General features: G+C 53.1%; 9 protein-coding genes. 1 reads left to right on the top strand and 8 read right to left on the bottom strand.

Annotated features, from left to right (window positions below; all coding sequences use genetic code 11):
* Nucleotides 1-10 precede the first annotated feature (10 nt).
* The 8 genes from MHI42_RS28380 to MHI42_RS28345 form a co-directional block, all read right to left on the bottom strand.
* A complete protein-coding gene (locus tag MHI42_RS28380) occupies nucleotides 11-868 on the bottom strand; it encodes a carbohydrate ABC transporter permease (RefSeq protein WP_076245114.1) in 858 nt (285 codons plus the stop codon).
* Nucleotides 865-1845 carry a sugar ABC transporter permease gene (locus tag MHI42_RS28375; protein ID WP_342421343.1) on the bottom strand — a complete coding sequence of 327 codons (981 nt, stop codon included), beginning with the start codon at nucleotides 1843-1845 and terminating at the stop codon, nucleotides 865-867. Before MHI42_RS28375 ends, MHI42_RS28380 begins: the two co-directional genes overlap by 4 nt.
* Before the next feature lie 74 nt (nucleotides 1846-1919).
* Complete coding sequence (locus tag MHI42_RS28370) at nucleotides 1920-3317, bottom strand: sugar ABC transporter substrate-binding protein (RefSeq protein WP_342421342.1); 1398 nt, start codon at nucleotides 3315-3317, stop codon at nucleotides 1920-1922.
* A gap of 132 nt (nucleotides 3318-3449) precedes the next feature.
* Nucleotides 3450-7988: a carbohydrate binding domain-containing protein gene (locus MHI42_RS28365; RefSeq protein ID WP_342421341.1), complete on the bottom strand. Its 4539-nt coding sequence runs from the start codon at nucleotides 7986-7988 to the stop codon at nucleotides 3450-3452.
* Nucleotides 7989-8374: 386 nt separating this feature from the next.
* Entirely contained in the window at nucleotides 8375-8584 is a 210-nt protein-coding gene (locus MHI42_RS28360; protein WP_039300906.1) for a hypothetical protein, read from the bottom strand.
* Between the two features lie 14 nt (nucleotides 8585-8598).
* Nucleotides 8599-9120, bottom strand: coding sequence for a PRC-barrel domain-containing protein (locus MHI42_RS28355; protein ID WP_039300903.1), 522 nt, complete (start codon nucleotides 9118-9120; stop codon nucleotides 8599-8601).
* Nucleotides 9121-9208: 88 nt separating this feature from the next.
* A complete protein-coding gene (locus MHI42_RS28350; RefSeq protein ID WP_336102487.1) occupies nucleotides 9209-10360 on the bottom strand; it encodes a cysteine desulfurase family protein in 1152 nt (383 codons plus the stop codon).
* A 270-nt stretch (nucleotides 10361-10630) separates the two neighbouring features.
* Entirely contained in the window at nucleotides 10631-11125 is a 495-nt protein-coding gene (locus MHI42_RS28345; protein WP_342421340.1) for a DUF523 domain-containing protein, read from the bottom strand.
* 131 nt (nucleotides 11126-11256) lie between these two features.
* Between MHI42_RS28345 and MHI42_RS28340 the strand changes: the two genes are divergently transcribed.
* Nucleotides 11257-11940 (top strand): SOS response-associated peptidase, encoded by a 684-nt coding sequence (locus tag MHI42_RS28340; protein ID WP_342421339.1) that lies wholly within the window; start codon nucleotides 11257-11259, stop codon nucleotides 11938-11940.
* Nucleotides 11941-12156 lie beyond the last annotated feature (216 nt).

The raw sequence follows: 12156 nt of genomic DNA, 5'->3' as shown, positions 1-12156 counted from the left end.
ATGCTGCGGGTCAGCCCTTGACGGCCCCCGCGGTCATACCGCTGATAAAGTATTTTTGCGTCATGAAGAATATGACCATGACCGGTACGGTTACAACCGTGGAGGCTGCCATCAGCAGGTCATAGCGGGTATTGTATTGGCCGACAAACAAGCGGATACCGACCGGAATCGTCTGTACATCCGAGCTGGTTGTCAAAACCCAGGCGAAGAGGAGCTCATCCCACGCCGTAAGGAAGATGAAGATGCCTGTCGCAATAATGCCGGGCAGAGACAACGGCAGAATGATTTTGTAGAAAGCCTGAAATTTCGTACAGCCGTCAATTGTGGCCGACTCTTCCAGATCTCTTGGAATTGAGACAAAGAAACTCCGCATAATCCAGATACTGATTGGGGTGTAGAACGCCGTGTAGACGAGAATCATTCCCCAGTACGTATTGATCATCGGCAAACCGAACGTATTCTTGATCCACAGGAACATCAGATAAATCGGGAACAGGAACATAATCCCCGGAATCAGCTGGGTGGATATGATACTCATGCTGAACAGCTTCGCTCCGGGAAAATCAAACCGGGCCAGCGCATACCCGGCCAGAACGGCAAAGGAGCCGGCAAGCAGGGTTGTCGCACCGCAGATCAGAAGGCTGTTGCGGAAATAGACGGCAAAATTAACGGTATCCCACATATTGATATAATTGACCCACTGCGGCTTCGGCAGGCTAAAGGTAGTGATCCCGTTCAGAATTTGGTCATTGGAGTGCAAAGAGGTGAAGATCATCCACAAAATGGGGAATATCGTCAATACAACGATGACCCAGGTTAGTGAGGTCAGCAGGAACGAACTGACAGAACGTTTACGGTGTGTACTCATTGGGCATTCAACTCCGATCTAAAGGCGCGGTACCAGATACCGACGACCATCAGCATGGCAAACATCAGCATGATTGAAGCGGCAGAACCCGAACCGAAGGACCAATAACCGAAGGATTGGCGGGTCAAGGCTGTCATCAGGAGGTCTCCCCATTCCCCCGGATATCCGGCACCGTTGCCGAACATCGTGGAGACGATGTTGTAGGAGTAGACATTATTAATAATCTGGAATAAAAGCTGTACCGCAATAACCGGCTTAAGCATCGGCAGCGTCATGTTCCAGAACTGGCGGAACTTGCCCGCACCGTCAATGGTTGCCGCTTCATAGATATCTTCGGGAATAGTCTGGAGTCCAGCCAGGAAAATGACCATCAGGAACGGCCAGCCGCGCCAGATGGTTGGGATAATGATCGCCCAGATCGTATTCGGCCCCAGCAGCCAGAAAGGCTTCTCATTGAAGAGATGCAGGACATCGACCAGGAAATAGTTGATAATGCCTTCCTTCTGCCACATGAAACCCCAGAGCACACCGACCACGTAAGACGGAACGACCCATGGGAGCAGCATGGCTGTACGGGCAATGCTGCGTCCGGGAAAATCACGGTTCAGCAGCAAGGCCATCATCAGGCCCATGATCATTACACCGATCGTCACAATGACCGAATAAATCGCGGTGTTGCGGATGGCAAAGTTGAGCCCCTGGCGGACCGGGTTATCGGTGTTGAACAACAGGCCAATATAATTGTCGAGCCCCACAAACGGGGCCTTAAGATATTTGCCCAGTGTAAATTGGTTCAGCTTCAGGAATGACATCCAGAATCCCTGAATCATAGGGAGCAAATGCACCAGCAGCATGAAAATGATGGTCGGCACCATCAGCATGTAAGCAAATTTATTCTCTCTGACCCGTTTGCGCCACAGTCCGCGCTTGTCGGAAGCAGCCTTCGCAGGCAGATTTTTTTCAGTATGGAGTCCCATCTCTTATCCCTCACTTTACTAATGGAAGAACCGCCGCACCCTATCGCGCGGCGGCATCCCCCTAATCCTCATAATTATTGGTTAATAATTGCTTTGACTTCGGCCGCTGCAGAATCCAGCTCTTGCTTGACGGTTTCTTCACTATATTTGCCCTTCACACCAGCGACAATATCCCAGATGTTGGCAAAATGCTTTTGCAGCGCCGTTTCCGTAGGTCCCCATTGAGGAATGGATGGATAGGTTCTTCCGTATTTCGTGGCTTCCGAGAATGCTTTCATGCTTGCATCCAGATCAGGCGATTCCAAAAGTGACAGTCGAGCCGGGAGCTGGCCGGATACGGCAGCATAAGCCTTCTGCGCTTCATCGCCAGTCAGGTACTTAATCAGATCCCAAGTCGCTTCCTTGTTCTTCGAGCCGCTGAATACGGTCAGCTCGCTGCCGCCGACGAAGGTAGCCTGTCCGCCCGGACCTGCCGGAAGCGGAGCCACCGCGAAGTTCTTGGCCGCTTTCTTGTCATCCATACCGCCGTTTGCTTTCGGTGTCGCAAAGTTCTTGGCGAGCCAAGGGCCGGAGATAATGACCGCCGATTTACCGTCGCCGAAGTCGCTCTCAATCTGCGACGAATTCTTCTCAAGCGAAGATTTATCCACAAGGCCTTCAGCGGCAAGTCCGGTGTAGAACATCACGCCGTCAAGCCCCTTCTCTTCGTTGAAAGCAACATTTTTGTTATCCTCCGAGAGAACATCGCCGCCTGCGGCCCAGATCCAAGGGAAGATATTATGCACTACGTTCCAGTCGTTTTTACCCGGAAGTCCGAGTGCAGCGATCTTTTTGCCGTCAACGGTCTGTCCGTTGACCGCTTGCAGCGCGCTTTTGAAGGAATCCCAATCCTTGAAGGCTGTGGCTGTATCAACCCCGGCTTGCTTGAATACATCTGTCCGGTAGTAGATAGCACGTGCATCTACGAACCAAGGGACTCCGTAGACTTCACTGTCGCCCGCGATGGAGGTAGTCTGCCAGATTGCCGGCAGGAAGGCTTCGGCGCCGCCCACATCAGCTACCTTATCCGTTACTTTATCAATGCCGCCCATGCTGGCGATAGCAGGGACCCAGGTCGAGCCGAGCTGAAGCAAATCCGGGCCTTCGCCGCTTGTAGCCGCCGTTGTAATCTTGGTCCAGGCGGAACCCCAGTCCAGCACGGTTACCTTAACGGTGACATTCGTATGCTCCTTCAAGTAAGGATCAAGCGTCTTCAGGAAGTCAGCATCCGGCTTGGGACTGTTCGGCATCACCCACGCGTTCAGGGTAACAGGGTCCGTGCTTGGCGTTGCAGGAGCGGCAGTTGCACTGGATACTCCTTTCTTTTCTCCGTTGTTATCCGAACTTGATTGGTTGTTATTGCCTCCACATCCGCTGACCACTACTGAAAATGCCATGAGTAGTGCGGTGATGGATACTGCTGTCTTTTTCACAATAAATCTCCCCCATTGTCGTTTGAAAATCACGGAGAACGGCTGCCCGTCCTCCATGTACTGATTATAAAAGTGTTTCTTGCCGGTCTAAATACCAAATCGCAAGCCTGGATAACAAATTCTAAAGCTTGTTCAAGGTGCTGCTACGGTTCCGTTATTCATAAGCACAATATCATCGATATCCACTGCAAGCTGACCCGTGCCGCCATCCTTAATGTTGCCCAGCTCGAACGAAATGCGGCCGATAGAGGTACTGTCTCCGGCAACGTCGAATTCCAGGGTATATTCGGTGTATTCCGTACCCAAATCAACAATCTTGCTTGTGTACCCGTGCCAGGTGTAATTATTCGCCACATCCAGCCAGCCGATGCTGATATTCATTTTGCGCTTAAGATCCGCCTTGGCCTTGAAGGTAAGTGTATAATGATTGCCTTCGTTGTAAGCGACTCCCTCATAAAAGACCTGCCGGTCCCAGCTGTTCGTTCCTGTGGAACCTACCTTTATCTTCAGCGCCCCATTCACATTGTCAATGGATAACTCGCCGCTGTCGGAGGAGAAGCTGCTCCAGCCCTTAAGCGGAGCGGAGAAGTCTCCGTTCGGAATCAGATTCTCCCCATACGCCTCACCTGCCATGACCGGGCTCACCTGCAGCAGGGAAATATTGCTCAGTCTAACCGTATGCTCTCCCAGCAGCTCGTTAACCTTGCCCAGACTGAACTGCAGCACAGCAGCGGGATCGCTTGCCGGAGCAGTGAACAGATATTCATAATGTCCGCCCGCTTCGCTCAGACTCACGGTCTCGTTCGTATAAGGGGTCCAATCGTTGTCTGTAGTGCCGTCATGCTGAACCAGCACCCGTATCTCCCGGTCCATGGAGGCATCGGCATCGAAGCGAAGCAGATATTTCTTGCCTTGCTCTACGGGTATCGCTCCTTGCTTCACCTGTACATTCCAGTCGTCATCACCGGTGCCGCCAAGGTCAATCCGCAGTGCACCGTACACAGCGTTCATTACGGTATTCTTCACCGGATTACTGTCCCAATCCCTCTTGTACAGCGTCCAGCCTTCGGTAGAATCGCCCTTGAAGCTGCCGTTCACCACCAGCTCGCGGGTCAGATCCAGCCAGGCCAGATTGTAGCCGCTGCCGCCAAGACGGATATAATAACTTCCCGCAGGCAGCTCCAACGGCTTACCCACGATGGCCCGGTAGGCTTGGAGACCTCCGGTATCTCCAATTGCCGTGCTATAGACAGAGGTCGTCACTACACTCTGCTTGCCGGCATCCAGCACCGACAGCGTAAGCTCCGAATCCGCATGCACACTGGATACCCGGGTTACCGGAACAATGCTGGCAGCCTGAGGCAGCACCACTTTGTATTCCACATAGTCGCCCTGATCCATATCCGTGATGTCCTTGCCGCCTTCGCCGCTCGGAATCAGGCCGGTACCCGATGTTCTCCAGTACTGTTCGCCCCGCAGATGCAGGTAATCGTTCATTACAGGCGGATCAACCATCCGAACCAGACGCACATTGTCGATCTCGGTCTGCCCCGGAGTCTGGCCCAGAAGGAACGATAGTGCCGCTTCTGTACCGTACCCGCCAGACAGCGCTATTTCCGCTGTATAGCTCTTCCACTCCGTTGTCAGCGTGAAGGTAGACCCGTCAGGATAGACGGTCTTCCCATCGCCGCCGTCCAGCTTGATGCCGACCGGCAACTCCTGCTCCGATCTCGCCTCGAACGCAAGCTGATAGACTCCGCCGGCTGTCACAGGAATTCCTGTCTGGATGAGCGTCACATCCTCAGCCGAGCCTCCGGCTTTCTGGATATCTGCCTTGAATTCGCGCTTCATCAGCGGCAGCTCCAGGACATTGGTTACACTGGCCCTTGCAGCAGCTCCCGATTCCGGCTTAACGGCGAAGCTCCAATAACCCAGCCGCCCTTCTCCCAGCTCGAATCCGCCATTGTAGATCAGGTTGCCGTCAGACAACGGAGTACGTACCACTGGCAGGGGCTGCGTCTCCACCACTCGAACGTTAGCGAAATAGGCGGCAATATCGCTCAGTCCCAGATTGAACTCGAACCGGACATTATTGTCAGAATTCTGGGCCATGGTAAAGGTATACTCAAATGACTGCCAGTCCGGCGAAAGCTGGAAATTGCGTTCCTTGGAATACGCCGTCCATCCTCCGCCGAATTCGGTCAGCTTACTCATCAGCGGACGGTTTGCGTCTGCTTTGGCATCAAAAGTCACTTTGTAGGCTTTGCCCTTCTCCAGCAGAAGCGGCTTCTGGGTGAGCTGAATGGAATAATTCTGTGTTCCAGCCTGCTCGACGGCCACCTTCACCACCGCGCCCTTATCCTTGTCTTCAATGACCGAGGCTGTTCCCTCACCACCTGCATTCTCGATCATTTCCCAGTATTCCGGCAGGCCGTCCGCTGCTACCGCACCCTTGAACTCCCCGTTATAGATCTGATTGCCGTCAGCCAGGGCAGGACGCTGCGGAGTCGAGAGCTCCGGATTCGTTGGACGCTGTCCTGTCACATCAGGCCATTGATCCAGGTTCTTGTACTTGTAGACCCGGACATAATCTACATACATCTCGTCGGACTTGAAGTCAGCTGCCGGATTCCCCGGCCAGTCACCGCCCACCGCCAGATTAAGAATCATATAAAACGGCCGGTCAAACGGTGCGGGGTACGTATAGTAATCCGGCTGGCCCTCACTTTTGGTTCCCCAATCGCTCGTTTCAAAATACATTTTACCGTCCACGTAATACCGAATCAGGCCCGGAAGCCATTCAAGCGTGAAATCATGAAAATCGTCAGCGAACGTCTTGCCTTCCGGCAGAACGTAGGTCTTGGACTGGGACATATGCGGGATGTCGTAATGAAGTGAGCCGTGCACGGTTCTTGGATACAGATCCGCCTTCTCCTTATCCCCGGCTACCGGTCCTGTTAATTCCATAATGTCCATCTCGCCGCTTCCGGGCCAAGGTCCATATTGCTTCTCTTCATCCGTTGGCATCATCCAGATGGCCGGCCACATTCCCTGCTGAATCGGCAGCTTGGCGCGCACCGTGAATTTGCCGTAGGTCCAGTCGCCCTTCAGCTTGGAGGTCAGCTTGGCCGATGTGTACTCTTTTCCGCCGTAAGCCTCCTTCCGCGCTTCCAGCGCCAGTACGCTGTGTCCGCTCTCTGTTGTAAGTGAAGCGTTGCCCGAATGATAATATTCCAGCTCGTTATTGTATACCGTTCCGGTATCCTGGACATTCCATTTGGTCTCATCAATGGAGCTACCGTCGAATTCGTCATTCCAGACCAGCTCCCATGGATTGTCTTGGGTTGGCGGAGTAACGACTGGCGTTGCTGTCGGCGTTGACCCAGGTGTCGCTGTTGGGGCAGGTGTCATAAGTGCAGGCGTTGGCGTTGACATCGCTCCGCCTGAACTCCCGCCACTCCCCGCAAAGGTGGCGGCTGCACTTGCCTGTGGTGTGGCTCCATTGCCGGACAAGCCCCGAAGCGTCTCACCAGCCTTGAGCGCTAAGCCGTTGAGAAGCACACGATCCGCTTTGTTCTCAAGCAGGCCGATGTCCCCCCGGTTCACAATCTCTGATCCGGCAGCGCCGGCACCGATAATCAGTGCTTCCACCCTTGTGCCGGCCCCAATCTCAACCTTGGCCGGCTGGAGCAATTCAATCCGGGCTACGGAGCTGCTATCCTCCAGAACGAGCCGTACCGGTGCTTTGGGCTTGTTCAGCTTGATCTGCCCCAGTGAAGATTTACGGAAAACTACCGAATGGTCACCGCCTCCAGAGATATGAGTGGTTCCCTGCACCTTGATTCCCGAGAACGTTACTCCTCCCTCTCCTACTCCGGCAGTCACATAGAGATTTCCGTTAACCGTTCCGTTCTCGATCTGCACATTCGCCTGGTTGACAATCACATTGCCGGATACCCTGCCAATCGAATGGCTTCCTTCGCCTGAACTGATCCACCCGATCATCCGGCCCAGCAGCTCCGCCAGTTCAGCCCGGGTCATCTGCGTCTGCGGATTCAGCTTGCCATCCGGCCCGCCGCGCAGGTAGCCTGCGTCAAGCATGGCACTCACTGCTTCCCGGGCATAGTCGCTGACCGCTGACCCGTCAGGCTGCGCAGCCAGCGTAGCTTGCGAGGCCGCCTCCAGGCCGAAAGCCCGGCTCAGCATCGTCATGGCCTCCTGCCGGGTTACAGCTGCTCCAGGCTGAAACCGTCCGTCCGCGTAACCTTGGATTATGCCTGCTGCACTAACCCCGCCCACATCCTTGCCATACCAGGAAGAAGCGCTTACATCACTGAACACAGCTGTTCCCGGAGCTGAGTAACGAAACACACGGCCCAGGATAACCGCTATCTCTGCGCGTGAGATTGCACGGCTTGGTCCAAATCTCCCCTGCCCGTCCCCTTGCAGAATTCCGGCGGCTGTCAGCCTGTCCACCGCCGGCGAAGCCCAGTGCTGGTTCATATCGGCAAATGCTGCCTTTCCGGCTGCAGTAGCGCTGCTTGTGCCTGCGGCTGATACGGGAAGCTCCTCCAGCCCCTCTGCTCCTGCCACTCCAGTGTTTCCCGGAAGCTGAATCGCTGACAGCAGCATACCGGCAATCAGCAACTTGGATATTCCTCTACGGTACATTTCAATATTCCCCCTTATGCAGAACCTTGCAGAATCCGGCGTTGCCGCCAGTCGATTTCAGTATAGAGCCCGTATCCCGGAGGCGACATACCAATTCGTTAGCACATATAACAAAGATGCAACTTCCGCATTTATAGGAGAAGTTATCCTGTAAACAGACGCTGTCCAGGGTCCACACACAACAAAAACCAGCCGATCCTGATCCAGGATTGGCTGGTTTTTGTTGTGTAGAAGATTGAAGACCCGTTTCGTGGAACACCCACCGCAGGCTTGTGGATCTCCTGCTTAAGAGCAAACAAGGCTGACCCAGGCATCCGTTCGATGCTTTGAGGTCAGCCCCACGGCGAATCTATGTAACTTTATCCGGGAATGAATCAGGCTAATGATCAGGAGGATGCATGGATCTGCGGGAAATCCTGTGCAACATCTTCACCCGAGAACAGATCGTCAAGCGAACTGAGCGTGCCATCTTCTTCAACCTGATAAACCGACATTTTCTCGCCGTTGACCGTTAGTTCGATGAAACAGCCCCAGCAATAGAACTGGTGGGAACCGATCTTGCCGATATCCTTGGAGTTGCAGTTTGGACACTTCATATAATACATTCCACCTATCCGTTAACAATATTAATGGCTTTTTGAAGCCGTTCTTCGCTCATCGCAGGAACCAGTACCGAATTCTCCCCGATAGACATTCCTTCAGAACAAGGCAGCCATTTGCGGCCTTCGATCAAATCAGTTACAAGCCCGTCACTGATTTCCAGCGCTACTATTGTGTTTCCCATCTTTTGGTCAAAATAAACATCCGATATTCGTCCAAGTATCGTTCCGGATGCTGTAAGCACCTGCAAATCCTTCAACTTGTTCTTTCCCAAGAGGAAAGTATAGGGTATATGGTCAGCGTCGGTCTTAATAATCGACTCTTTATTGCGGATCATGACAGCATCTTCGCCATAAGCGACAATATCATCCCATGCCACAACTTTCACATGACTGGAGAAAAAAGTTTTGCTTTCCAGTTCAATACCCGTAATGTTCCAGTTTGAATCCAGTCCAATATCGATTATTTCACCGACTTCAGTACCTTCTTCAACTTCATATACGGTGAGGCCAATCATATCTTGAAGTTTCATGGCGTCCAAAGTCCCCTCACCTTAAATAGTACTTACGAGTTCCCTGAGGCTAGAAACCTTCCAAACGGATGCCAGACCGCAAAAATGCCTAGTCTTTAGTACGCAGCCGGTTTAAGATGGTTCCAACTTTTTGGGCAACAACCTGCATTTCTTCATTAGTATTACCCAAACCTGTACTAAAGCGAATCGCCGAGTTCAAAAGTTCTTCCGGAAGCTTCATCGCCTGCAGGACATGCGAGATTTCCAGAGAGCCTGAGGTGCAGGCTGAACCGCTGGCGGCCGCAATCCGCTCCATATCGAGATTCATCAGCAGCACATCTGTCTTCGCACCCGGGAAGCTTACATTCAGAATTCCGGGCACCGTCTGCTGTTCATTTCCGTTAATTACATATCCGCCGGCTCCGGCATGCTTGTCCAGCTCCTGCAGCAGTGTGCTCCGCAGCCTGACCGCCTGCTCATGATGCTCCGCAAGTCCGCCTACTGCCAGCTCTACTGCTGTGGCGAAGCCGGCTGTACTGGCCAGGCTCTCCGTACCCGCGCGTCTGCCGCGCTCTTGAAGTCCGCCATGCTGCCTTGGCTGCAGAGGCGCGCCCCGCCGGACATACAATCCGCCAATTCCCTGCGGACCGCCAATCTTGTGGGCAGAGAAGCTCATATAGTCGACAGGCAGCTCGCGGAGCACCATAGGCAGCGTGCCCAGGGCTTGTACAGCATCCACATGAAAAAGAATGCCCCGCCCGGCCGCCAATCTGCCAATCTCTTCTATAGGCTGTACAGTTCCCACTTCATTATTCACAAACATTACGCTAATCAATACTGTATCCTCACGCAGGGCAGACTCCACATCCTGGAGAGAGACAAGTCCTGTGGAATCTACGGGAAGATAAGTAACCTCGAAGCCTTGTTGCTCCAGTTGTCCGCATGTATGCAATACCGCATGATGTTCTACTGCTGTGGTAATGATATGTTTACCCTTATGAATAGAAGCATAGGCTGCGCCGAACAGGGCGAGGTTATCGCTCTCTGTACCGCCGCTGGTGAACACCCACTCATCAGGGGAACAGCCCAAAAAGCCCGCGATCCTATCGCGCGCTCCATTTACGATTCTTTTGGCCGACCGTCCGAACTGGTGCACACTGGACGCATTGCCATACTGGTTCAATAACATATTGTACATAACCATAGCCACCTCCGGATGAACCGGTGTTGAGGCGGCGTGGTCCAAATAGATGGGTTTCATGACGAGATTCTCCGCTTCTAGAAATTCAGGATTTTCTTACAATATAAGAATTTATATGCTTCACACGATAATTTTTCCTTCTATTTCTCGCTGAAACGGTACCGTCCTTGAGAGAACGGCAAGGCCGTTTCCACTTGCAGGACTACTCAATTATACTGCTGAACAAGCCCTTTTACCACCTGTTAATAAACACAATATTGTAACATTTGTCCATGAAGTATTACTTGTGAAAACTGATCGTGGACATCGCTCTCCGCTGCCCCGGCAGCCTCATTCTGCTGGCTTGGCCGGTTCGTCAGCCCCGAGTTCCGGCAACCGCGCAGCCAGCTGCTCCTCGGAGATCACTTCAATCCCGTGCAGCCGCAAGAGCGCTGAGGTTACACCTTCTCCCGGCACCTTCACACCGGCAAATTCTCCGTTATAGATCATGGAACTGCCGCAGGACGGGCTGTTCTCCTTGAGCACCACCAGAGTTGCCGATAAGCTACTTGCCTGCTCCAGTGCGGCATAGGCTCCCTTTATATACATTGCAGTTACATCATTGCCTGTTCTGTCGATCACCCGGGCCTGTCCTTCCAGTACATCCCTGCCATTGCCGCCTATGATCTCAGCCGGTTCCCGGGGAGTAGAGAAGCCGCCCATCAGTTCAGGGCATATGGCAACCGCCTGATGATTGTCCAGCAGGTGCCGGATGCCCGGATTCAGACAATCCGTGCCGTTATATCTAACCTTCATTCCGGCCAGGCAGGAACTTACGATAATCATAGCCGCCGCTCCTCCTTCACAATCCCTAAGTTTCTTCCTCTATAATGTAATGCTATCATGAGAAATATAGGCAGCATAGCACGAAGCGGCCATGCTGTAAACTGGCAGCCACTAAAGGGGGCACGGATAAGATGTGCGGAAGATATACGATTACCGTAACACTGGAAGAGCTGATGACCAGGTATTTCACCGGCGATCCTTCCTTCGACCATTATGCACCGAAGTTCAACGCGGCTCCGATGCAGTATATTCCGGCGGTTATTCATGACGGTAAGCGCAATAAGCTTGGCCAGCTGCGCTGGGGGCTTCTGCCTTCCTGGTCCAAGGAGGATAAGAACGCTGCGAAGCTAATCAATGCCCGCAGTGAATCGCTGCTGGAGAAAGCATCATTTAAAGGGCTTGTATCGTCCCGCCGCTGCATTATTCCGGCAGACGGCTTCTATGATTGGCAGGTCAAGGAGAGCGGCAAGCAGCCGCTGCGCATCACCTTGCGGGACGGACAGCTCTTCTCCATGGCCGGCCTGTATGATATCTGGACAGATCCAAGCGGCCACAAAATCGCCACCTGCACCATCATCACCACAGCTGCGAACAGCCTCATGGAGGAGATTCATGACCGGATGCCGGTCATTCTGGGCAAGGACGCGGAAGCACAGTGGCTGGACCGCAGCAATCAGGATATCCCCTCCCTGATGAAGCTGCTGCAGCCCTATGATGCAAGGCAGATGCTGGCTTATCCCGTCTCATCAGCCGTAGGCAATGTGCGAAATGACTACCAGGAGCTGATTAACAGAGCCGGGACAGATGCAGTCTAGGCTGCATCGCTCTATCCCGGTATTATCTGCCGGTCATCCATCTGCTGACCGGCAGTTGTTTTGACCAGATGAGGCTGTATGATTCGGAAATCCCCACCTTTGTAAGCCCTCTATCTTCGCTCCCGATCACCCCTATTTTCCATCCCGTGCCCCATCAATCTGGTGTTTAATTCCTATTTATCCCGGGTATTAACTAAAGCTCATAATTCATTCGTT

It is taken from the genome of Paenibacillus sp. FSL E2-0178 (assembly GCF_038593005.1).
GTDB classification, from domain to species: Bacteria; Bacillota; Bacilli; order Paenibacillales; family Paenibacillaceae; genus Paenibacillus_AQ; species Paenibacillus_AQ phytohabitans.
Note: the sequence above shows the minus strand (reverse complement) of the source record. Positions and strands in the feature narration are given on the sequence as shown.

Bases quoted from the DNA above. Each gene is read 5' to 3' on its own strand.
- MHI42_RS28345 (WP_342421340.1), bottom strand. From the start codon at position 11,125: ATGATTATCGTAAGTTCCTGCCTGGCCGGAATGAAGGTTAGATATAAC.
- MHI42_RS28380 (WP_076245114.1), bottom strand. From the start codon at position 868: ATGAGTACACACCGTAAACGTTCTGTCAGTTCGTTCCTGCTGACCTCA.
- MHI42_RS28350 (WP_336102487.1), bottom strand. From the start codon at position 10,360: ATGAAACCCATCTATTTGGACCACGCCGCCTCAACACCGGTTCATCCG.
- MHI42_RS28365 (WP_342421341.1), bottom strand. From the start codon at position 7,988: ATGTACCGTAGAGGAATATCCAAGTTGCTGATTGCCGGTATGCTGCTG.
- MHI42_RS28355 (WP_039300903.1), bottom strand. From the start codon at position 9,120: ATGAAACTTCAAGATATGATTGGCCTCACCGTATATGAAGTTGAAGAA.
- MHI42_RS28360 (WP_039300906.1), bottom strand. From the start codon at position 8,584: ATGAAGTGTCCAAACTGCAACTCCAAGGATATCGGCAAGATCGGTTCC.
- MHI42_RS28375 (WP_342421343.1), bottom strand. From the start codon at position 1,845: ATGGGACTCCATACTGAAAAAAATCTGCCTGCGAAGGCTGCTTCCGAC.
- MHI42_RS28340 (WP_342421339.1), top strand. From the start codon at position 11,257: ATGTGCGGAAGATATACGATTACCGTAACACTGGAAGAGCTGATGACC.